This window comes from Shewanella sp. HL-SH2 (assembly GCF_051164935.1).
Taxonomy (GTDB): Bacteria; Pseudomonadota; Gammaproteobacteria; order Enterobacterales; family Shewanellaceae; genus Shewanella; species Shewanella glacialimarina.
This window is the reverse complement of sequence record NZ_CP195035.1, coordinates 3372784-3395376: the sequence shown is the minus strand read 5'-3', so window position 1 is coordinate 3395376 and position 22593 is coordinate 3372784. Positions and strand designations below refer to the sequence as shown.

The window sequence follows — 22593 nt, the reverse complement described above, 5'->3', positions numbered from 1 at the left end:
GGAAACTCCTTTATAACCAGCCAATCAGGCTTGAAGGAATAAGCACTTCGGTTACGCTGCGGGCCATTTCACGGAAGTTAGTCATGCGAGAGTCATAACAGGCAAGTCCGTCACCAGGCAGCAACACAGGGTTCATCTTATTTGACCAGGGTTGTTGAATAAGGCCATCAATAGAGCGTTCTACCACATCCACTTGATTAGATAATGGATTTTTAGTGATAAGCAAAATGTAACGTCCAGCGTTAGTTGTTTGTGCGCCACCGACACAGTTCGCGGCAATTGCGCCATTCAATAAACGTGTTCCATAAGGAAAACGTGTTGCCTCACGGTCTACTGCAGATTGACTGTTTGAGCTTGCTGGTTGAGTTAGGTTTGAAATATACACTCGAATACCGGGCGCTGTGATCGGCGATGGTCTGGCTAGCTCATCATCAAACTGATTACTGCTTGGCACATGGACTTTATCGCCACTCATTAATGTGAACTCTTTGATAGCCTCACCCGTTAATATACCGCTGAGATCAAGACTATAAATTTGATTATCTCGAATAACATTGACTGCTGTTAAGTCGGCATCAGGGCGAATGCCACCAGAGGATCGCAGAGCGGCTTCAATGCTGCGCTCGGTTGCCTGATCGCCGGCATAGTTGCTACCATCATCTTTCTCTTCAATGGGAAGTTTCTTGTTGATCATGTGTTGACCAGGTTCAAATACGGCACCTGAAGTCATAATGTTAATTGGCGCCCAGCTGATTGGAACAATGCTAATGCGGATAGCATGTGGCTGCATTAAATTTTCAATAATAAGCTGGTTTTTAATTGCGCTGTTGAGTTGCGCTAAAGTGAGGTTTTTAGCCACAACAGCACGCATGTAAGGCAAATAGATATTGCCGTCAGCATCAATCTCAACGGCTTTGCTAAAATCATCACCGTTTAAGATACTGATATCTAATTTATCGCCAACAGACAGCTTAAGTTGGGCATTTTTCCATTGAGTTGCTTGTAAACTCGGATCTAAATGACCGATCTTAAAACTGTCTTTAGTTATAACAGCATTGTTGGCATCGTTCATGGTCAGATGTTCTGCAAGTGTAAATGCAGGATGACTAGGTTTCTGGGCACTAATTTGGCGGTCATAGGGCATAGTTTGACCAAAATAATGGCATTCTGTCAGAGTGTCAATTTGACAAATATCTTTGCTAGCAGGTGCATTCGGGGTCACACAGCCGGTTAAGCTGGTGCTGAAAATACCGATAAGTGCTGCAAGTTTTGTGTTTGTCATAATGTAGCTCCTTAGAATGAATCAATTAAGATAAATGCGAGTTAACTGGCAATATCTTCGATGATTGAGCTAAAACGTAAGTTGTCTAACGCTTGTTCCTCAGATTCATAAATGTCCATAATGTGGTGCAAACGAGTCAGTTCGATTAATGCCCTAACGCTCGACTTTGGGTTAAGTAGGACAATATTGCCTTGATAACTCATCGCCTGTTTACGAGCTGAAATTAATACTGATAAGCCACTTGAATCGATATACTCTAAGTTGCTCATGTCGATGACTAAACGGGTATGGCCTTGATTGATGTAATCTAAAATCGCGGCGCGGTATGTGGGTGTTTGTGCCATAACCATTTTTGCTGGTAGACGAACCACACTGGCATGTTTTTCTGCTTTTAATTCGAAGTTCATAATGTCACCTCATTTTTTGTTAAATTACCAAGTAAGATAATGTTGTCGTTTTACGTTTAGTTTAAGGGGAACCTAAAACGATCTATCTTGAGTGCTTAAGGTTTTGCAGTAAGCGTGCCAATATTTAATCGTCTGTTTTTATTGGATAATTAGTGATTTCAGATCTGGCTTTTGCAAATTGAATATGAAAATTAGCAATATGCAACAGATTGCATATACCTCTTTTTAGGGACTTAAAATCTTGAAATGAGCATTAATAAATAAAAATCACAAAATAGTTAAACGCTAGTGAGTACTTGGCTTTTGAGTCTTTATGACCAACAAAGACCTTGAATTAGTCTGACTTAACCATCTCTCAGACAAGCTTTTACCCGAGTGGCTAAGTTAAGCAGCTTGTTGCACCTAAATCCGGTTTGACTAGTTTTAATGGATGTTGTTACAGAACTGAGGGCGGTCAGCAATATATAGGTGAGGGGGTTATTCGCCATTTATTTAACTAACAAAGCTATTCAATCTAGCTTTATTAAATGTAAATAATTAGACTCGATAGGTTTCAATTCATAAAATGGCTAGCTTAATCAAATTAGTAAAGGTAAAGGCATGTTGCTGAAATCAGTTTGCGGAATATTAGTGCTATTTGGGCTTAGTGCTTGTGCAACTTCACTTCACGACAATAATGATGGTCAGGATAACAGTATCGTGCCGCATGTCCCAGTCGACAGTATTGACCCTATGAGGGAAAATAACGAGCGTCTTATTAAAGAGGGGCGCGAAGATGTGTGGCGAAAAGGCATGAAATAACCTTAATTTGGTATAGAAACGCTTATTAAGCATAATAGTTAATGGCGTTTATTGAAGTGGTTTTTTTATTGCCGTTTAATAAAGTCTCAGTGCTGTGGTTGCGACAAGTTGGCTGCGATTTAGGTGCAGCCAAGCTGATAATTGAGACTGTTGATTTTGCTGTTATGGTATCTTCCATTTTAATGCCTTAATAGGCTCATTCTTAAATGGCTGCCTAACACCGTAGGTTGGTTTAAAACCTGATCCATCCAGTTATACATGATCCATAATCCTCTGCCGTTTTCGGTATTATTATCAGGACAATCTGTTGGCGTTGGCAGCGAGTGATAGGGTGCGGTATCTAATAAATCGACAATAATTCGGTCGGCATTACAATGCATCAATAAGATAATATTTGCAGCATCACATTTGGTATGTTGCAAGATATTGTTAACTCCCTCTAATGTGCAGGTGATCACCTTAAATCTTTGGCGGTCATTTATCGCGTTATTCAGCATAAATTGATCTAGCTCAACACAAAACTGTTGTTGTTCAATAACTTGTTCATTTAAGTTTAATTGTAAACTATTCATGTTGCGCTCCTTATGCCACGGATAATGGCGAGGGGGTTATTTGAGTTAATAAGTTATTACTTGGGTCTTTAGCGGTATTCTGTAATTGACTTGTACTCTGTGGTTGAGTAAAGGTTGGACTGTGTGTGTTATTTGAAAACAGCATAATCGACATGTCATCCTGGCCATCACCTTGCTTCCAATCAGATAAGGCATGACGTATGTGGTGCATCATGGCATCACCACTGATGGTTTGTTTCAGGGTGCAAAGCGTTTTTAGCCTTTGTAGCCCAAACATTCCATGAGTCGGGTTATTCATTTCATAAATCCCGTCGGAAAAAATCATTAGCTGTTGATTAGCGCTTAACCTACCTTGCCAATTAACGTATTGGGTATTCTCATCTATCCCAATGGGTAGGCTGGATTGCATATTAATTGAGTCACAACTATTTTCACTGATTAATAGAGGCTGAGGGTGCCCTGCATTACACAGTTCATATTCACCTGTAGTGCAATTCATTTTGCCAATGATCATGGTGGCAAACTGCCCTTGATCACTGGGGTCAAAAAAGACTTGGTTAATATATTCCATCAATAGATCTGGGCTAGTATGCCAATTGGCTCTATTGGGGTTGAGCGCCTGGGCCAAGGTAAAACTTTGCATTGCAGCGCCAGCACCGTGACCTGATACATCAATCAGAAAAAAACCCATCCACTGCTCATTAATTTTGAAACATTGAAACACATCGCCCGCTAACTCGGTTGCAGCCTGAAAGTAATGATTTACCTGCCATTGCTGTTGGGTGAAACGTTTGGCGGGTAACAAAGAGTGTTGAAGTTGTGCGGCCTGCTTTAGTTCGGCTTTTTTTTCAGCTAATAACTTTATAGTTTGCTTGTGCGAGTCATTGAGCGCTTTGTGCTGAGCTTGCATTATTTTTTGAGTTTTTATTAGTCGTAATGCAGCTATGACACGAATGGTTAATACTCTGGGATCAAATGGCTTTGCTAAGTAGTCATCAGCACCTGATTGCAATGCATATACGAGATCTTCCGTTTCATTATTACCTGTCAGCAGCAGTATATAAGGCGTGTAGATTTCGGCTTTCAAACGTTTACAAAGTGCTATGCCGCTAAGATTTGGCATACGCCAATCACTTACCACTAAGTCAATTGCTTGAGTTTGACAAACCGCAAGGGCTTCTTCTCCATCAGCAGCCTGATGCAATGCCATAGTACAACCATCAAGTTGTACTTTTTGCAAAATGCTGGCAATAAATAAGCGTTCACTTGGTGTATCTTCAACAAGCAAAATACTAATGTTATGGGTTGCTTCAGTTAAATTCATCTGTGACTCCAGTTTTCAGTTATGCCTGCATCATTGATTATGCAACAGCAAATAAACCACTCCGTGTTTATACCTAATTGGTATAGCAATAGTCATTCCATAATTTAATATTAATATTAAACAATGATTTACATTTATTAGTTCTAAGTTGTGATGAATAAATTATCAAATTGCATCGTGCACATTGCAAAATGCAACAGCGTCATCCATAGTGATTATGTGGTGTAAAATCAAACGTTTTAGTGGTCAGCTAACAAAGGGAGCAATAATTTGTCTTTTAGATTAAAAACAATTTTAGGCATTGCAATTATCGAGGGCGTGTTGCTTCTTTTATTGGTTTATACCAGTGTCAGTTACCTTAAAAAATCAAATCAGATTGAAGTTGAAAAGCGTGCTCAACTGACGGTGAGTTTGTTTTCTGTTGTCGCTAAGGATGCATTAGTTGACGTTAATAAACCTAAGTTAACCCTTCTTGTAACAGAACTGAGCCAGCAGCAAGAGATTGCCTATGTCTATATTTATAAAGGTGATGACTTAATCGTTGCTATGCATAAAGAGGATGACACTGCTGTTTGGGGAGGGAATGAGCTTGCGTCGTCAAATAAAAATGATCATATTTTTAATATTGAAATGCCAATAATTAATCAAAAGAGTGATGTTGGTTCAGTTAAAATTGGCTTTGACCGTTCTGGTTTTGATGCATTACTGCTTCAAGCCTCTACGCGCTTCTTTTCTATTGCTGTACTTGAAATGCTGCTGGTGGCTTTATTTTCCTGGTTGTTAGGCACCTATTTAACCCGCAATTTATCTCTATTGCAAAATGCATCTAAGTTAATATTAGACGGCCAAACAGGCGTTCAAATTCCTGTGTCTGGTCAAGACGAAGTTGCACAAACAACCATAGCCTTTAATCAGATGGTACGTAATGTCGATGCCAGAACACATGCATTAACAGGGGCGAATATTCGCCTGAATACCATTCTAGAGTCTGCCGCTGATGGGTTTATTGTCATTAATCTTGATGGTGTTATTAGTGAGGCAAACCAGTCTGTTACAAATCTTTTTGGTTACACTAAAGAAGAGTTAGTGGGTCAAAATGTGGTTAAATTGATGCCTATGAATGAGCGTCATATGCATGATGGGTATATGAAACGTTATTTAGAAGGGGGCGGAGCTAAAATTATCGGCGTAGGACAGGAGTTAAAGGTTGAGCATAAAGATGGCCGACAGTTTCCAGTTGAGCTATCTATTTCAAAAATGATTATTGATGAACAAGTTTTATTTTTAGGTTTCCTTAAAAACCTTACCGAAATTAAGCTCAATCAAGAAGCTGCTGAGCGAACTCAGTCGATATTATTAGCGACCTTAGAAGCTAGTCAAGATGCATTAATCACCATAGATATTACTGGTAGCATTGTGGAGTTTAATACCGCAGCGGTTAAATTATTTGGCTTTAGCCGTGATGAAGTTATCGGTAAGCATTTAGAAGAACTTATTATCCCTAAGGCTTTCCAACAAGCGCATAAAAAAGGCATGGAGCATTTTCGCCAAACTGGGCAGGGCGCTGTTTTGAATAAGCGTGTTGAGGTACCTGCTCATAACAAAGCAGGCGAAGAGTTTCCTATTGAGCTTAGGGTGATCCCTATTCAATTAGGTGACGATACTTTGTTTACAGCATTTTTACATGACATTTCTGAGCAAAAATCCAAAGAAGAAGAATTACGTCTTGCTAAAGAACAAGCCGAAGCGGGCAGTAAAGCAAAATCGCGCTTTCTGGCGACTATGAGTCATGAGATCCGCTCGCCACTGAACGCGGTGCTTGGCAGTGTTGAGCTATTGCTTCATTCAACTCTGTTAAAAGAACAGCGTGTATATGCCACTATGGCCAAAGAAGCGGGTGATGCTTTACTTAATACCATTAATGATATTTTGGATTTCTCTAAAATTGAAGCGGGCCAAATGGTGTTGGAGTGCCATGAATTTGAACCAGATAAGTTGGTGGCTCAGGTATTACAGATTTTAGAGAGTAAAGCACTTGATAAAGGGGTGCATCTAGCCAGCTTTATTAACCGAAATGTACCACAGCTGTTGGTTGGTGATCCGCAGCGACTTCGACAAGTTATCCATAATTTAGTTGATAATGCGATTAAGTTTTCTAATTCTGGCTGTATTACAGTAGAAATGTGGATCCCCGATAGCCATAAAGAACGAGTTGAATTATGTTGTGCGATAACGGATCAAGGTATTGGCATCAGTAAAGAAGCTCAGGATAAATTATTTGCTGAATTTTCTCAGGTACACGACACCCATACAACTAATTATAAAGGTACTGGGTTAGGCTTGGCCATTAGTGCCGAGTTAGTGCGTATGATGGACGGTACTATATCGGTTGAAAGCGAATTGGGAACAGGCAGTCGATTCAATGTGATGGTGACCCTTGATGAAAGCTCTGAAACATCGAGTCATTATGTTCGTTTACCAGAGCATGCTAGGGTATTAATTATTCATCCCAATGAACAGCTGTGTAAATTAGTTAAAAAGCAATACGTTCAATATGGCGTTGAAACTATCTATATTAATGATGTTGCTAAAGTTTATAAACACTCTGAGATCCGTGGACGATTCGATCTGATTTTAATAGATGATTCTTGCATGATGACGGTCGATGCTAAGTTGCTGAAAGTATTGAACCAGGACTTTTTATTACCCAAGGGGATTTTAGCGGCGCTCAGCACAGGTGTAAATGCTCAAATATCACAAGTGTTAAATGACATTGGCATTGAGCAAGTTGTCAATAAACCCCTTAGTCGAGCCATGTTATTGAATTTGATCAGTGGTGCAACTCAAGAGAGTCATATTGAAATTGAATCACAGGAAATAACTGTCTTCCCTACCAATAGTAAAATTTTATTAGCCGAAGATAGTCCTGCAAATCAGATGGTTGCGGGCACCATGTTAACTAAGCAAGGTGCAGAACTAGCCTATGCTAATAATGGTATAGAAGCAGTTAAAATGGCACTAGCGGATGATTATGACATTATTTTGATGGATATTCGTATGCCTGAAATGGATGGTTTAGAAGCCACCAGTAAAATTTTGCAGCATAAACCACAACAAATTATTTTAGCGATGACAGCAAATGTGTTTAAAGAAGAATTAGCAGCTTGTACTCAAGCGGGAATGCTTGATTTCATTGGTAAACCAGTTAACAGCAAAGTGCTAATTCAAACGGTGGCGCAGTGGTTAAATACCGCAAAGCTACGCCACAAGACTGTTAACCCATCACCAAAAACAACCCAAACCTTAGATTTACAACTCGCGCCTAGCATGGAAGTGAAAAGTCATCTGAATATTGACCTTCAAATCCCATTGCAGAAGCCAATAAAGGTAGCGCTTTTGGATCACTCTCAAACGCCGATAATCGATAGCAATGTGATAAACAGTTTAATTGAGGTGATTGGTGAACCCAGTTTGAAAAAAATGTTAGACGTTTTGTGTCAAGAAACCCAAATGCGTATCGACATATTAAATAACATAAACGCAGATGATGATTTTAGTAAAATAGAAGATGAAGCTCATACTTTAAAGAGTAGCTCGGGTAGTTTTGGTGTCACAAGATTATATGAAGTGGCCAAAGTATTAGAAGCGGCTGCAAGGCTTAAACAGCAGCCAATTAATCCACTAATTGAACAAACCATTAACATTGCAGAGCAGAGTATTGCTGCGATTAAACAAACTTATTTATTGAATACAGAAGAATAAACTCTAATACTTCAGAGGAATATTATGGGATTTCGAGTCATTTTAGTTGAAGATAGTATGTCGCTAGGTGCGTTATATACTGAATACTTGTGCAGCGAAGGTGCTGACGTCACATTAGTGCAATATGGCGCCGATGCGATAAAAGAAATTGACCGTCAACCACCTGATTTGCTTATTTTAGATATCAAACTGCCAGACATGTCCGGTATGGATATTCTTTTACAGGTCCAGCAAAGTCATCCAGAGATGACAGTCATTATGATAACAGCCCATGGAACGATTGATATTGCCGTTGATGCTATGCGCTCTGGTGCGTTTGATTTTCTGGTTAAGCCATTTGACAGTAAGCGGTTAGCAATTACGGTTCGCAATGCAATGAAGCAACGTCAGCTTGTCAAACTAGTCTCTCAATATGAGAACAGTTTACCCAAGGCTAACTACCAAGGGTTTATTGGCGAGTCGCTGGCAATGCAAACCGTTTATAAAACCATTGATTGTGTGGCAAACAGTAAAGCATCGGTATTTATATTCGGCGAAAGCGGCACAGGTAAAGAGGTTTGTGCACAAGCGATTCATAATGCAGGCAATCGTAAAAATAAGGCATTTATTGCGTTAAACTGTGCCTCAATTCCAAAGGATTTAATTGAAAGCCAAATCTTTGGACATACCAAAGGGGCGTTTACGGGGGCAGTGAGTCAGCGCGATGGTGCCGCAACCCAGGCCGATGGCGGAACATTATTTTTAGATGAAATTTGTGAAATGGATTTAGAGTTGCAAAGTAAACTGTTGCGCTTTATTCAAACCGGAGTATTCCGCCGTGTGGGTGGCTCTAAAGATGAAAAGGTGGATGTGAGGTTTGTTAGCGCAACCAATAAAGATCCTTGGCAGCAGGTGCAAGATGGCTTGTTTAGAGAAGATTTATATTATCGTTTGCATGTTATTCCTATTGAGTTGCCGCCGTTAAATCAACGCGGTAAAGATATTATGTTAATCGCCAATAAACTGCTTGGACAATACGCTAAAGAAGAAGGCAAACCGTTTAAAGGCTTTGACCAGATGGTGCAAAAAGTGTTGAGTGACTATCACTGGCCTGGCAATGTCAGGCAGCTTCAAAATGTGATCCGTCAAATTGTGGTGCTCAATGAGGCCGTTGAAGTGGATATCACCATGTTGCCTGCACGTATTGTCAATGATGGAAAAACTCGAGTAGCAGCGTCAATAGCCCCTAACACTAAGGTAGTAGAGCAAGTTAGCTCATCCTCAATTGCAGCACATGACACTGCGGCTGTTATTCTGCATGATACGGATATAACAACAGAGCAGGTTATCGAGCCATTGTGGAAAACAGAAAAGCGCACTATAGAAAATGCAATTAACTTATGTGAAGGAAATATCCCTAAAGCGGCTGCAATGTTAGATATCAGTCCATCGACTATTTATCGTAAAAAACAATCCTGGGATGAAATGGAGCAGGTATAACTAAGCTGAACTAGGGTTATTATTTTCTACAATAAAAATGCCTGCTATCAAAGCAGGCATTTTTCATACAAGCTTTTCTAACCTGTTAGCTGTGGTATTGCTCACAAGCATATAGGGTATTTTCAAGCAAACTAGCAATGGTCATCGGGCCAACGCCGCCAGGAACGGGGGTAATAAAGGCTGCATTTTGTGCGGCTATACCATATTGGACATCACCGACTAAGCTACCATTGTCTAAACGGTTAATACCAACATCAATCACGATTGCACCAGGCTTGATCCATTCTCCTGGTATAAAGCCAGGTTTACCCACTGCAACAACCACAAGGTCGGCTTGACGCACTTTTTGTTCTAGATTTTTTGTAAAACGATGGCATGTTGTCGTGGTGCAACCAGCCAGTAATAACTCCAATGTCATCGGTCTACCGACAATATTAGATGCGCCAACAACGGTGGCATCTAAGCCATAGGTATCAATACCGGTTGATTTTATCAGGGTCATAATACCCATCGGCGTACAAGAACGCAGCACAGGAATGCGTTGCGCTAAACGACCCACGTTGTAAGGGTGAAAACCATCTACATCTTTGTCCGGACGAATGTGCTCTATGACTTTAGAGTCGTCAATATGTGCTGGCAAAGGTAATTGCACTAAAATACCGTCAATTGCAGGATCTGCATTGCATTTATCGATTAATGCCAGTAAGTCTGCTTCTGTTGAAGATACATCAAGATCAAAGGATTGTGATTCAAAACCGACTTCTTCGCAGGCCTTACGCTTGCTGCCGACATAAACTTGTGACGCAGCATCACTGCCGACTAAAATCACCGCCAGTCCGGGTGCACGAAGTCCCGCGTCTTTTCGAGCGGTGACTTTTTGTTTAAGAGTGTTGCGGATAGATTGTGCAATGGCTTTACCGTCAATAATTTGAGCAGACATGGCTGTAGAGTTTCCTTTGAGAGACACAGGTATAGATTGGTGATGGTTAATCGGACGCTATTCTAACAGGCGTATGAAAGAGTGTCATTTGCTAGACTAGGAAAATACAGTGAATAAACTATTCGCGCTATGATGCTAATCATTATTTTGCTGTTTAAAGCACCATATAGATTATTCTATTAAAAAAATCGTTGACGCTAGCAAAGTGACTCGTTAATATGCGCTCCGTTCTTGAGACTATATAGCATTATATTTTCTTAAATAACGTTTCGGTGATTAGCGCAGCCCGGTAGCGCATCTCGTTTGGGACGAGAGGGTCAGAGGTTCGAATCCTCTATCACCGACCAAATTTAAGTTATTTTTTTATGTTTATACTAAAAAGATAACGTGACAAGTGATAAACTTGTTAAGCCAGACAGGAAACAGTGAAAACTGTACCATGCGCCCGTAGCTCAGTTGGATAGAGCACCCGCCTTCTAAGCGGGTGGTCGCAGGTTCGAATCCTGCCGGGTGTACCATTTCAGTGGTGATTGTAGCTCAGTTGGTAGAGTCCCGGATTGTGATTCCGGTTGTCGTGGGTTCGAACCCCATCAGTCACCCCATTATTCTCAAATTAGTATTTAAAGAAGAATATTAATATGATGAACCAATCGAACGTAATTTGTTCGATTATATCGAAAGCGACCTTAGGTCGCTTTTTTTATGTCTTAAAAGCCACTATTGATGCTCGACTAAGCAAAAAACGCTAGCTATAATGTCGCGTCTTGATAAATATCAATTATGAGCTACTAGTGCCAACAGCGTTTTCAGCATTTATAAATAGCTGTGCTGGGTCTTCTAGTCAAAACCATGGTCAAGAAACGAATACTGAGTAGTTGAAATGTCGACTACTACAAAGGACGTTAGACATATTTCGAGGTAAAACAATGCAAGTTTCTGTTGAAACAACTCAAGGCCTAGAGCGTCGCCTAACCATTTCTGTTCCTGCTGGACAAATTGAGAAAGTGGTAAAAGACAATTTATTACGTGAAGCTAAGCGTGCACGTATTCCTGGCTTTCGCCCAGGTAAAGTACCTGCTTCAGTAATTGAAAAACGTTATGGTGCTGCAATTCGTCAAGATGTGACTGGCGAAATCATGCAACGCAACTTCATTGAAGCGATTGTTGCTGAAAAATTAAACCCAGCAGGTGCGCCAGTATTTGCACCGGGTAAAGTTGAAGGCGAAAACTTTGAGTTTGTTGCTACTTTTGAAATCTACCCAGAAGTTGTACTAGCTGGTTTAGATAGCATTCAAGTAGAGCAACCAAAAGCTGAAGTGAATGACGCTGATGTTGATGCAATGATTGAAACGCTACGCAAGCAACACGCTACTTATGCAGCTGTTGAGCGTAATGCGGCTGACGGCGACAAAGTTAAAATGAACTTTGTTGGCAGCGTAGATGGCGAAGAGTTCGAAGGCGGCAAAGCTGATGACTTCGAACTTCAACTTGGTAGCAATCGTATGATCCCTGGTTTTGAAACCGGTATCATTGGTCATAAATCAGGTGATGAATTCGAAATCGAAGTGTCTTTCCCTGAAGATTACCATGCAGAAAACTTAAAAGGTAAAGCGGCCAAGTTCGTTATCACCTTAACTGAAGTTCAAGCGGCTAACTTACCAGAAGTTAACGACGAGTTTGCTTCACTATTCGGTATTGCTGACGGTGGCTTAGATGCGCTTAAAGCTGAGATCCGTAAAAATATGACTCGCGAGCTTGATCAAGCATTAAAAGCTAACGTGAAAGAGCAAGTTATCACGGGTTTACTAGCCGCTAATGACATTACTATTCCATCAGCATTGGTTGACGGTGAAGTGAATGTTTTACGTCAGCAAGCTATGCAACGTTTTGGCGGCGACGCTAAAAACATGCCTGAGCTACCAGCGGATCTATTCGCTGAACAAGCTGAGCGTCGTGTGAAGATTGGTCTTTTATTAGGTGAAGTTATCAAAACTAACGAACTTAAAGCAGAAGATACTCGTGTTAATGCATTAATCGAATCTATGGCTTCAGCTTATGAAGATCCATCAGAAGTTGTTGCTTACTACAATGGCAACAAAGAGCTTATGCAAAATATGCGTAACGTTGCTTTAGAAGAACAAGCCGTGGAAGCATTGCTAAAATCTGCAAAAGTAACCGTTAAAGACGTCGCTTTTGAAGAATTTATGAACAAGGCTACCGGTCGCGCGTAACCTTCGCTTGACTTAATAAGGCGTTAGCCATTTATAATGGTTCGTATGAGGTTCTCATACGAGCCATTTTTTATTTTAGGGAAATGAATAATGTTTAAAGCGCCAGAATCTGTACTTAATGCTCTTGTACCTATGGTTGTTGAACAAACGGCTAAAGGTGAACGTTCATACGACATCTTCTCTCGTTTATTAAAAGAGCGTGTGATCTTTTTAGTAGGACAAGTTGAAGAGCACATGGCTAATCTAATTGTGGCTCAATTATTGTTCCTAGAGTCAGAAAGCCCAGACAAAGATATATTTTTGTATATTAACTCACCTGGCGGCTCTGTTACTGCGGGTATGGCGATTTATGACACCATGCAGTTCATTAAGCCAAATGTGAGCACAGTATGTATGGGACAAGCTTGTAGCATGGGTGCATTCTTGCTTGCCGCTGGCGCAAAAGGTAAACGTCATTGCCTACCGAATGCACGCGTGATGATCCACCAACCATTAGGTGGATTCCAAGGTCAGGCATCTGATATTGCTATTCATGCTAAAGAGATGTTAGGTATTAAGAATAAATTAAATGAAATTCTTGCTGAACATACGGGTCAACCGATTGAAGTTATTGAGCGTGATACCGACCGTGACAACTTTATGAGTGCTACTAAAGCGGCAGAATATGGCTTAGTTGACTCAGTAATTACCACTCGAAGCTAATACAAGCTGATTTTTTGCTGTGACTGGGTTATTCTTACTTTAATTGTGAGAATAACTCAGATATACGGCTTGAGAGTATATCGACAAGCAGAGCTCAGACGTCAGGTCTAGGCTGCAACCAGAGGTATAATAATGGGCGATAACAAAAATAACGGTGACAGCACAAAATTGCTGTACTGCTCTTTTTGCGGAAAAAGCCAACATGAAGTCAGAAAACTGATTGCTGGCCCATCGGTGTATGTATGCGATGAGTGTGTGGAATTATGTAATGACATTATCCGTGAAGAAATCAAAGAGATTTCACCTAAACGTGATGATGACAAGTTGCCTACGCCCCATGAGTTACGTAATCATTTGGATGATTATGTTATCGGCCAGGATAAAGCTAAAAAAGTATTAGCCGTGGCGGTATATAATCATTACAAGCGCCTTAAAAATGCGTCTCCAAAAGGTGGCCTCGAGTTAGGTAAAAGTAATATTTTACTGATAGGTCCAACCGGTAGTGGTAAAACATTACTGGCTGAAACCTTAGCGCGTTCACTCAATGTGCCATTTACGATGGCTGATGCAACTACTTTAACCGAAGCGGGTTATGTAGGTGAAGACGTTGAAAACATCATTCAAAAGTTATTGCAAAAATGCGATTACGATGTTGAAAAAGCACAACGCGGTATCGTGTATATTGATGAAATTGATAAAATCAGCCGTAAGTCTGACAATCCATCGATTACCCGAGATGTGTCAGGTGAAGGTGTACAACAAGCTTTGCTTAAACTGATTGAAGGTACCGTTGCAGCAGTTCCTCCTCAAGGTGGACGTAAGCACCCTCAGCAGGAGTTTTTACAGGTTGATACCTCTAAAATCTTATTTATCTGTGGCGGAGCGTTTGCGGGCTTAGAAAAAGTCATTGAACAACGTATAAACACAGGAACCGGCATTGGTTTTGGGGCTGAAGTTAAAGGCGAAGCAGATAAAGCGACTATTTCTGAAGTTTTAGGTCAAGTTGAGCCAGGCGATTTAGTTAAATTTGGATTAATTCCTGAATTTATTGGTCGTTTACCTGTTGTAGCCACTTTGACTGAACTTGATGAAGATGCCTTAATTCAAATTCTGTCCAAACCTAAGAATGCGTTAACTAAGCAATATGCCGCATTGTTTGAAATGGAAAATGTAGAACTTGAGTTCCGCGAAGATGCCTTAAAAGCTATTGCTAACAAAGCAATGAATCGTAAAACCGGCGCACGTGGTTTACGTTCAATTGTTGAAAGTATCTTACTTGATACCATGTACGATATTCCTTCTCAAGAAGGTGTGGTTAAAGCTGTGGTTGATGAGTCAGTCGTTAAAGGTGAGTCTGCACCTATTTTGATTTATGAAAATAGTGAATCGAAAACGGCCTCTGGCGAGTAATAAATATACAGCTAGGTAATAAGTTGAAAAATAAGGAGTCCATTGGGCTCCTTTTTTCGTATTGACCATTGAAACTGAGTGCATCACCCCAATATACTCTGTAATAAGTCTTTTCATGAAACGGAATCGAGCCATGACCCAAGAGCGTGAAGCGCATATCGAACTCCCCGTATTACCACTACGTGATGTTGTGGTATATCCCCATATGGTTATTCCGCTATTCGTCGGACGGGAAAAATCTATCCGTTGCTTAGAGTCGGCAATGGAACAAGACAAGCAAATTCTATTAGTGGCCCAACGAGATGCAGATCTCGATGAGCCAACAAAAGATGACATATTTGACATAGGTACTGTTGCATCAATATTACAGTTATTAAAACTGCCTGATGGAACCGTAAAAGTATTGGTTGAAGGTGGCCAACGGGCTAAAATTACCCGTTATACTCAGGAAGATACTTTTTTTGTTGCAACTGCTGAGTATTTAGAATCTGAGTCGTTAGCGGAGAAAGAAGAAGAAGTGCTGGTTCGTAGCGCGATAGGTCAATTTGAAGGCTATATCAAGCTGAATAAAAAGATCCCGCCTGAAGTATTAACCTCACTAACTGGTATCGATGAGGCTGCACGTTTAGCCGACACTATGGCGGCGCACATGCCACTCAAGCTTGAAGACAAACAGTCTGTGCTCGAGATGATCAATGTTGGCGAGCGTTTAGAATATTTAATGGCGATGATGGAAGCTGAAATTGACTTGTTACAAGTTGAAAAACGCATCCGTACTCGTGTTAAAAAACAGATGGAAAAAAGTCAGCGTGAGTACTATTTGAATGAGCAAATGAAAGCCATTCAAAAAGAGCTAGGTGATATTGACGAAAGCCATGATGAATTTGAGCTCTTAGGTAAAAAGATTGAAGAATCTGGCATGCCAAAAGATGCCAAAGATAAAGCGAACGCTGAATTAAACAAATTAAAAATGATGTCTCCAATGTCTGCTGAAGCGACTGTTGTCCGCAGCTACGTTGATTGGATGACTTCAGTGCCATGGAAAAAACGTTCGAAAATAAAACGTGATTTAGCCAAAGCACAAGATGTGTTAGATACTGACCATCACGGTTTAGAAAAAGTAAAAGAACGCATTTTAGAGTACTTAGCGGTTCAAAGCAGAGTCAAACAGCTAAAAGGTCCTATTCTATGCCTAGTTGGGCCACCGGGTGTGGGTAAAACCTCACTGGGGCAATCAATTGCTAAAGCAACTGGGCGTGAATATGTACGTGTTGCATTAGGTGGCGTGCGTGATGAAGCGGAAATTCGTGGTCATCGCCGTACCTATATTGGCTCTATGCCTGGCAAGATTATTCAGAAAATGGCTAAAGTGGGTGTTAAAAATCCATTATTCCTACTGGATGAAATTGATAAGATGAGTTCAGATATGCGCGGCGATCCATCGTCGGCATTACTTGAAGTATTAGACCCAGAGCAAAACGCGACCTTTAACGATCATTATTTAGAAGTCGACTATGACTTATCTGATGTGATGTTCGTGGCAACCTCAAACTCAATGGATATTCCCGGTCCTCTATTAGACCGTATGGAAGTGATCCGTTTATCGGGTTATACCGAAGATGAAAAACTCAATATTGCCAAGCAACATTTGTTGACTAAACAAATTGAGCGTAATGGTCTTAAAGCGAAAGAAATTAATATCGAAGACAGTGCAATTTTAGGCATTATTCGTTATTACACCCGTGAAGCAGGTGTGCGTTCATTAGAGCGTGAATTATCTAAAATCTGCCGAAAAGTCGTTAAGCAAATTTTATTAGATAAGAACGTCAAAACGGTTAAAGTGAATCAAGATAACTTGAAATCATTTTTAGGTGTTCAGCGTTTTGATTACGGTAAAGCTGAGTCTGCTAACCAGATTGGCCAAGTAACCGGATTAGCTTGGACTCAAGTTGGCGGTGACCTGTTAACTATTGAGGCAACCTCGGTTGCAGGTAAAGGCAAGCTTACCTACACAGGTTCACTCGGTGATGTAATGCAAGAGTCTATTAAAGCCGCAATGACAGTTGTGCGTGCCCGCGCTGAACAGTTAGGCATTAATGCAGACTTTTACGAGAAGCGTGATATCCACGTGCATGTACCTGAAGGGGCTACACCGAAAGATGGACCATCTGCAGGTGCGGCTATGTGTACCGCGTTGGTTTCTAGCTTAACGGGTAACCCTGTACGCAGTGATGTGGCAATGACTGGTGAGATAACGCTTCGTGGTGAAGTGTTACCTATTGGTGGCTTGAAAGAGAAATTGCTTGCAGCACACCGAGGTGGTATTAAACACGTGCTTATTCCTAAAGAAAATGAGCGTGATTTAGAAGAAATTCCACAAAATGTGATTGCTGATTTACAAATACATCCAGTACGTTGGGTTGATGAAGTGCTTAAATTAGCGCTTGAGCGTCCGGTGGAAGGCTTCGAAGTGGTTAAAAAGTAGCTCTTTAGTGAAAAAATTGCTCTAGAGCATGAAAAAAGTGAAAAAAGGGGCTTAACAAAACGCTGAGCTGTGGTAGCCTAGGTTTGTGGAGAGTCAGACACACCAAGCCCTTGGCGCATCTGACTTTGAGCTGTATCCAATTTTTATTTTTTTGGTTTTCTATAAAATTTGACATAGTGTTGAGTTTTTAACAAAAAGCCTCCGCAGACCGCTCTAAACATGGATTTGGTTGCGGCGCGACAATAACATTCAAGGGGATGACATGAACAAATCTGAACTAATCGAGAAAATTGCTTCTGGTGCTGATATTTCTAAAGCTGCTGCTGGTCGTGCGTTAGACTCATTTATTGCTGCAGTGACTGAAGGTTTACAAGACGGTCAGAAAATTTCTCTAGTTGGTTTTGGTACTTTTGAAGTACGTCAACGTGCTGAGCGTACTGGCCGTAACCCGCAAACGGGTAAAGAAATTAAAATTGCTGCTGCGAACATTCCTGCGTTCAAAGCTGGCAAATCACTAAAAGACGCTGTTAACTAAAAAGAGTTAATTACGTCGCCTTTTGTTAGGCATTCGTGAGTTAAGCACTGCTTTGGCGGTGCTTTTTACGAAATGGAATGTCAGTTGTTAAGTTCACTGATATTCGGAGTATTGGGTTGTACCCTTGGTAGCGTCTGATAACTCCATGTAAACAAGGCGCATCACAAGAGATGCGCCTTTTTATTTTAATCGCAACAAGCGAGAATTCAGATGTTAGAAAAAATCCGCGAAGGATCACAGGGAATTGTTGCTAAAACGATTCTAGTGCTTGTGATATTTTCATTTGCTTTTGCTGGTGTTAGTAGCTATTTAGGCTCTAATACTGGTGTACCTGCTGCTATTGTTAATGGAATTGAAATTCCTGAAACTGAATTAGAACAAGCTTTCCAAAACGAGCGTGCTAGTTTAAAACAACAATATGGCGAAATGTTTGATGCTTTATCTGCAGATGACAGCTATATGCAAGGCATCAAGAAAGGTGTGTTAGATCGTTTAGTCGCAAACACACTTGTCGATCAAGCCGCTGTTGACCTTGGTTTACGTGTTTCTGATGAGCAAATAAAACAAGCTATTTACACTGAACCCGCATTTCAAACCGACGGCCAGTTTGATAACGATCGTTATCAAGCAGTATTGCGTCAATTGAACTATCAGCCAGTCACATTTCGCAATATGATGCGTGTTGATATGACGCGTAGTCAGTTATTAAAGGCGTTAGTAGGTAGTGAGTTTGTACTTGATGGTGAAGCAAAACAGCTTGCTGAAGTACAAAGTCAAACCCGTGACATTCGTTATATCTCTGTTGATTCAACACCTTTTTTAGCATCAGCTGATGTTACTGCTGAAGAAACTAAAGCGTTTTATGATGCTAACTTAATGCAGTTTATGAGCCCCGAGCTTGTCAGCCTTGAGTATGTTGAATTAAATGTGAAAGATATGGTCAGCGATATTGTTGTTGATGATGCTGAAGCGACTGAATATTATCAAGACAATCAATCGCAGTATCAAACACCTGAAAAGCGTTTAGCGAGTCATATTTATGCAGCGAGTGGTGATGATGCAGCTGATGAAGCAAAGTTAGATGCGATTGCAGCACGTATTGCAGCAGGTGAAGATTTTGCTGAATTAGCGAAAACGGAATCTGATGATAAATTCAGTGCCGAGCAAGGTGGTCAAATCGATTGGTTTGAGCAAGGCGTTATGGATGCCGCATTTGATGAGGTCTTATTCAGTCTTGAAAAAGGTCAAGTATCAGCGGTTGTTAAAGGTGAATTTGGTTTCCACATTATCAAACTAGTTGATGTTCAGCCTGGCGCAATTGCTGCGTTTGATGATGTTAAAGCTAAAATTATTGCTCAAATTAAAGAGACAAAAGCATTAAGTATATTCTATGGCTTACAAACTAAGCTTGCAGATACTAGCTATGAAATCCCTGACACATTAATTGATACTGCTAATGCAGTGAATAAAGAAGTTCAGACAACAGCTTTGTTTACTCGAGATAATCCACCGGCTAATTTAAACAAGCCTGATTTAGTCAAAGCGGCATTCTCAGATCAAGTACTGAGCAGTGGCATGAACAGCGAAGTGATTGAGCTTGACCCTAATCATGTTGTCGTTATCCGTGTTAAGCAGCATCAAGATGCTGGTACCATGAGTTTTGACAAAGTTGAAGCGCAAATCGTACAACGTCTTAAGTATGATAAAGCCAATGAAGCGGCACGTGAAAAAGCGGCTACTTATATGACTCAGCTTAAAACGGGTGATTTTGCTATTAGTGGAGCAGAATTAATCACTGTGGCTAAATTAGATCGCTTTAATCAAGATGTTGACGCTGCGATTGCTAATAAAGCATTCAAAATGCCAGCACCAGAAGCAGAAGCTGTGTCAATTGATACCGTTGCATTAGGTGCAGGTTATGCTGTTGTTGTACTTGATAAAGTTAACGCTGCTGAAAATATTGATGCTAGCTTGTTGCAGTCGATTAAAGACGGTTTATCACGTCAATATGGCCAAGCGGATTACCGTGCTGTGATAGATTCGTTAAAGTCTAAAGCACAGATTGAATATCCTGTAGCTGAATAATTTTTAGATATATTATCACGATGCTAAAAAAGCCAAGGTTTATTTAACCTTGGCTTTTTTATTTGCTTTATCATCTTATCGATGACTTATCTCGCTTTTACTGCATCTGTTTATATAATGACTTTAATTAGCTATGTTCTCAGGCTTATCTCGATTAAATATGATTTTAAGAGGCTTTACTGTGGATCTTGAGCAGCAATTTGAAGGTGTTTTACAACTTATTGACAATCACTTAAATGAAAACCTGTCCCTTGAGCGATTGTCTGCTAAGGCGGGGGTACCTTTAAACCATTTTGAGTTTATTTTTTATAGTTTGTATCACACTCAAGTTGGAGACTATATCGCGTTATTGAGAAATATTGAAGCGGCTCAAACCTTAGGGTTTGATAAGAGTGTCAGTATCCTTGACGTTGCAAAAGCTGCTGGGTATTCATCCACTGTTGAGTTTACCAAAGCTTTTACATCAAGTATTGGTCAAACTCCACAAGCTTTTAGGCAAGCACCCGATTGGGCTAATTTCTTTATAAAACAACAGCCACTAAAAACATTATCGCAGGGGCATAACACCTTAACTGATACTGATGTAAATAGTGAAATCATACAGCTAGATAAACTTGATTTAGTGCTGATTAAACATCGCGGACCTAAAGTTTATTTACCGCAAACTATTCAGGCGTTAATCGCCTTTAGAAAAGCGCATCAATTAACACTCTTAGATAACCGAACATTTAATTTTGTTTATAGTTTGCCACAAAATATGAGTATGAATTACGCGATTGATATTGGTGTGAGTGTACCTACAGCCAAATTGAGTGATCTAAAGGTTGTAATGGCTGATTCAGAATATTTTAAAGCGAGCGCGATACCAAGCGGAACATACGCTACTTTCGAGCATAAAGGCTCTGAAATAGCGCTACAAAGTAAAATTAGCTATCTGTACAGCATATGGCTAGCTAAAAATGATTTTACCCTTACAGAGCATCCACTAACCTTTGAGCGTTTTGATCTTACTGACACTATTGACGATGTGCATGTGAAAGTATATTTAGCGGTAAGTTAGATCACTATGGTTCAATATGTGAGTGATTTAATACCCGGTTGATTTAATGTGCCAGTGATTAATGCGTTAGCGTTGTTAAAGTGAGGACAAGGTGCTTCAGAGGCTTATCTAGAAAGAGGGAAGAGCTCTTTGAGTGAGTGTGTACTTAGCCCACTTTTATTAAGTCTTACCTCGCTTAAAAAGAAAAACCAGCCAAGTAGGCTGGTTTTTTAATAACTGAATATATTGTTTATAAACTTACAACATCAAACTCTACATTCGGGTTTACGTCTGCTTCGTAATCAATACCGTCAATACCAAAGCCAAATAGCTTCAAAAACTCTTCTTTATATTCGCGGTAGTCCGCAAGTTCAGATAAGTTTTCTGTGGTAACGAGTGGCCATAAATCACGACAATGTTTTTGAATTTCTTCACGTAATTCCCAGTCATCTAAACGTAAACGATTAGTGTCGTCCACTGCAGGAGCTTGACCATCAGCGCGGAATAAACGCTCACTGAACATACGGTAAATTTGATCCATACAGCCTTCGTGAAGACCTTCTTCACGCATTTTCTTGAATACCATAGCGATATACAATGGCATAACAGGGATCGCCGAGCTGGCTTGAGTCACAACACTCTTTAATACAGCAACATTGGCAGAGCCGCCTTTAGTGGCTAGTTTGTTATTTAATGAATGAGCAGCACGATCTAAATCCATTTTAGCTTTGCCAAGGGCGCCATGCCAGTAGATAGGCCAAGTGATTTCTGTACCAATGTAGCTGTAGGCGACTGTTTTACAACCGTCAGCAAGTACACCTGCTTGTGAAAGTGCTTCAATCCACAATTCCCAATCTTCGCCGCCCATAACGGTAACTGTATCTGCAATCTCTTGCTCAGTAGCGGGTTCAACGGAGGTTTCAATAATAGTGTCTTTATTAGTATCCACAGCGGTTGCACTGTAGGTTTCACCTATTGGCTTTAATGATGAACGAATAACTTCACCGGTATCGGGCAGTTTACGCACAGGTGAGGCTAGTGAATATACCACCATATCAATTTGACCTAAGTCTTGTTTGATAAGCTCAATAACCTTTTGCTTTGCTTCATGGCTAAATGCATCACAGTTAATGCTTTTTGAATATAAACCTTCGGCTTTAGCAAACTTATCAAACGCGGCAGAATTATACCAACCTGCTGTACCGGGTTTAGTTTCTGAGCTTGGTTTTTCGAAAAATACACCGATTGTAGCTGCGTCACTACCAAATGCTGAAGCGATACGTGAAGATAAGCCATAGCCACTAGATGAACCGACCACTAATACCTTTTTAGGACCATTAGTGATTTTACCTTTTGCTTTAGTTAAATCGATTTGTTCTTTTACGTTAGCTTCACAACCAACAGGATGGGTTGTGGTACATATAAAGCCACGAATTTTTGGTTTAATAATCATAAGTCAGTTCTTCCTTTGTCGTTGGCACTAGGATAATTAGATCGTCGATGAAATGGCACTTATTTTTGTGTAAAGTTGCCATTTAG

The 22593-nt window shown here is 40.4% G+C and carries 17 protein-coding genes and 3 tRNA genes; 13 read left to right on the top strand and 7 right to left on the bottom strand.

From position 1 onward, the window contains the following. Positions 1–10: 10 nt before the first annotated feature. Positions 11–1282: a polysaccharide biosynthesis/export family protein gene (locus ACRWP9_RS14805; protein ID WP_434926638.1), complete on the bottom strand. Its 1272-nt coding sequence runs from the start codon at positions 1280–1282 to the stop codon at positions 11–13. Between the two features lie 41 nt (positions 1283–1323). Further along, a complete protein-coding gene (locus ACRWP9_RS14800) occupies positions 1324–1689 on the bottom strand; it encodes an STAS domain-containing protein (protein WP_434926637.1) in 366 nt (121 codons plus the stop codon). A 600-nt stretch (positions 1690–2289) separates the two neighbouring features. On the opposite strand from ACRWP9_RS14800, the gene ACRWP9_RS14795 reads away from it, so the two are divergent. Next, positions 2290–2490 (top strand): hypothetical protein, encoded by a 201-nt coding sequence (locus tag ACRWP9_RS14795; protein ID WP_434926636.1) that lies wholly within the window; start codon positions 2290–2292, stop codon positions 2488–2490. Between the two features lie 25 nt (positions 2491–2515). On the opposite strand, the gene ACRWP9_RS14790 is transcribed toward ACRWP9_RS14795, so the two are convergent. From ACRWP9_RS14790 to ACRWP9_RS14780, 3 genes are read right to left on the bottom strand one after another with little or no spacing between them, the layout of a single operon-like run. Next, positions 2516–2668, bottom strand: coding sequence for a hypothetical protein (locus tag ACRWP9_RS14790; protein WP_434926635.1), 153 nt, complete (start codon positions 2666–2668; stop codon positions 2516–2518). Between the two features lies 1 nt (position 2669). Beyond that, positions 2670–3062, bottom strand: coding sequence for an ATP-binding protein (locus tag ACRWP9_RS14785; protein WP_434926634.1), 393 nt, complete (start codon positions 3060–3062; stop codon positions 2670–2672). A gap of 10 nt (positions 3063–3072) precedes the next feature. Then, entirely contained in the window at positions 3073–4386 is a 1314-nt protein-coding gene (locus ACRWP9_RS14780) for a SpoIIE family protein phosphatase (RefSeq protein ID WP_434926633.1), read from the bottom strand. A gap of 270 nt (positions 4387–4656) precedes the next feature. Between ACRWP9_RS14780 and ACRWP9_RS14775 the strand changes: the two genes are divergently transcribed. Continuing rightward, complete coding sequence (locus ACRWP9_RS14775) at positions 4657–8148, top strand: PAS domain S-box protein (protein WP_434926632.1); 3492 nt, start codon at positions 4657–4659, stop codon at positions 8146–8148. 24 nt (positions 8149–8172) lie between these two features. After that, complete coding sequence (locus ACRWP9_RS14770; protein ID WP_434926631.1) at positions 8173–9627, top strand: sigma-54-dependent transcriptional regulator; 1455 nt, start codon at positions 8173–8175, stop codon at positions 9625–9627. A gap of 85 nt (positions 9628–9712) precedes the next feature. Here ACRWP9_RS14770 and folD read toward each other — a convergent pair whose 3' ends face one another. Further along, positions 9713–10567, bottom strand: coding sequence for a bifunctional methylenetetrahydrofolate dehydrogenase/methenyltetrahydrofolate cyclohydrolase FolD (gene folD / locus ACRWP9_RS14765; protein ID WP_434926630.1), 855 nt, complete (start codon positions 10565–10567; stop codon positions 9713–9715). Positions 10568–10837: 270 nt separating this feature from the next. On the opposite strand from folD, the gene ACRWP9_RS14760 reads away from it, so the two are divergent. The 10 genes from ACRWP9_RS14760 to ACRWP9_RS14715 all read left to right on the top strand — a co-directional run bounded on the left by ACRWP9_RS14760 (position 10838) and on the right by ACRWP9_RS14715 (position 21075). Beyond that, a tRNA-Pro gene (locus tag ACRWP9_RS14760) sits at positions 10838–10914 on the top strand. A gap of 94 nt (positions 10915–11008) precedes the next feature. Then, positions 11009–11085 (top strand) — tRNA-Arg (locus tag ACRWP9_RS14755). 8 nt (positions 11086–11093) lie between these two features. Further along, positions 11094–11169, top strand: a tRNA-His gene (locus ACRWP9_RS14750). 324 nt (positions 11170–11493) lie between these two features. Continuing rightward, positions 11494–12798: a trigger factor gene (gene tig / locus ACRWP9_RS14745; RefSeq protein WP_434926629.1), complete on the top strand. Its 1305-nt coding sequence runs from the start codon at positions 11494–11496 to the stop codon at positions 12796–12798. Between the two features lie 90 nt (positions 12799–12888). Beyond that, a complete protein-coding gene (gene clpP / locus ACRWP9_RS14740; protein ID WP_226414549.1) occupies positions 12889–13500 on the top strand; it encodes an ATP-dependent Clp endopeptidase proteolytic subunit ClpP in 612 nt (203 codons plus the stop codon). A 132-nt stretch (positions 13501–13632) separates the two neighbouring features. Further along, complete coding sequence (clpX, locus tag ACRWP9_RS14735) at positions 13633–14910, top strand: ATP-dependent protease ATP-binding subunit ClpX (protein ID WP_226414552.1); 1278 nt, start codon at positions 13633–13635, stop codon at positions 14908–14910. A gap of 133 nt (positions 14911–15043) precedes the next feature. Continuing rightward, positions 15044–17395 (top strand): endopeptidase La, encoded by a 2352-nt coding sequence (gene lon / locus ACRWP9_RS14730; protein WP_434929085.1) that lies wholly within the window; start codon positions 15044–15046, stop codon positions 17393–17395. A gap of 262 nt (positions 17396–17657) precedes the next feature. Further along, on the top strand, positions 17658–17930 hold the full coding sequence (locus ACRWP9_RS14725; RefSeq protein ID WP_226414554.1) for an HU family DNA-binding protein: 273 nt from the start codon (positions 17658–17660) through the stop codon (positions 17928–17930). Between the two features lie 210 nt (positions 17931–18140). Beyond that, on the top strand, positions 18141–20015 hold the full coding sequence (locus tag ACRWP9_RS14720; protein ID WP_434926627.1) for a SurA N-terminal domain-containing protein: 1875 nt from the start codon (positions 18141–18143) through the stop codon (positions 20013–20015). 160 nt (positions 20016–20175) lie between these two features. Beyond that, on the top strand, positions 20176–21075 hold the full coding sequence (locus ACRWP9_RS14715) for an AraC family transcriptional regulator (RefSeq protein WP_434926626.1): 900 nt from the start codon (positions 20176–20178) through the stop codon (positions 21073–21075). A gap of 229 nt (positions 21076–21304) precedes the next feature. Here ACRWP9_RS14715 and fabV read toward each other — a convergent pair whose 3' ends face one another. Continuing rightward, a complete protein-coding gene (fabV, locus tag ACRWP9_RS14710; protein WP_434926625.1) occupies positions 21305–22507 on the bottom strand; it encodes an enoyl-ACP reductase FabV in 1203 nt (400 codons plus the stop codon). Positions 22508–22593: the final 86 nt, after the last annotated feature.

Excerpts from the sequence above, each read along its gene's own strand:
- clpP (WP_226414549.1), top strand. The coding sequence starts at position 12,889 with ATGTTTAAAGCGCCAGAATCTGTACTTAATGCTCTTGTACCTATGGTT.
- tig (WP_434926629.1), top strand. The coding sequence starts at position 11,494 with ATGCAAGTTTCTGTTGAAACAACTCAAGGCCTAGAGCGTCGCCTAACC.
- ACRWP9_RS14790 (WP_434926635.1), bottom strand. The coding sequence starts at position 2,668 with ATGGAAGATACCATAACAGCAAAATCAACAGTCTCAATTATCAGCTTG.
- clpX (WP_226414552.1), top strand. The coding sequence starts at position 13,633 with ATGGGCGATAACAAAAATAACGGTGACAGCACAAAATTGCTGTACTGC.
- lon (WP_434929085.1), top strand. The coding sequence starts at position 15,044 with ATGACCCAAGAGCGTGAAGCGCATATCGAACTCCCCGTATTACCACTA.
- folD (WP_434926630.1), bottom strand. The coding sequence starts at position 10,567 with ATGTCTGCTCAAATTATTGACGGTAAAGCCATTGCACAATCTATCCGC.
- ACRWP9_RS14785 (WP_434926634.1), bottom strand. The coding sequence starts at position 3,062 with ATGAATAGTTTACAATTAAACTTAAATGAACAAGTTATTGAACAACAA.
- ACRWP9_RS14795 (WP_434926636.1), top strand. The coding sequence starts at position 2,290 with ATGTTGCTGAAATCAGTTTGCGGAATATTAGTGCTATTTGGGCTTAGT.
- fabV (WP_434926625.1), bottom strand. The coding sequence starts at position 22,507 with ATGATTATTAAACCAAAAATTCGTGGCTTTATATGTACCACAACCCAT.
- ACRWP9_RS14715 (WP_434926626.1), top strand. The coding sequence starts at position 20,176 with ATGATTTTAAGAGGCTTTACTGTGGATCTTGAGCAGCAATTTGAAGGT.
- ACRWP9_RS14805 (WP_434926638.1), bottom strand. The coding sequence starts at position 1,282 with ATGACAAACACAAAACTTGCAGCACTTATCGGTATTTTCAGCACCAGC.
- ACRWP9_RS14800 (WP_434926637.1), bottom strand. The coding sequence starts at position 1,689 with ATGAACTTCGAATTAAAAGCAGAAAAACATGCCAGTGTGGTTCGTCTA.
- ACRWP9_RS14780 (WP_434926633.1), bottom strand. The coding sequence starts at position 4,386 with ATGAATTTAACTGAAGCAACCCATAACATTAGTATTTTGCTTGTTGAA.
- ACRWP9_RS14720 (WP_434926627.1), top strand. The coding sequence starts at position 18,141 with ATGTTAGAAAAAATCCGCGAAGGATCACAGGGAATTGTTGCTAAAACG.
- ACRWP9_RS14725 (WP_226414554.1), top strand. The coding sequence starts at position 17,658 with ATGAACAAATCTGAACTAATCGAGAAAATTGCTTCTGGTGCTGATATT.
- ACRWP9_RS14770 (WP_434926631.1), top strand. The coding sequence starts at position 8,173 with ATGGGATTTCGAGTCATTTTAGTTGAAGATAGTATGTCGCTAGGTGCG.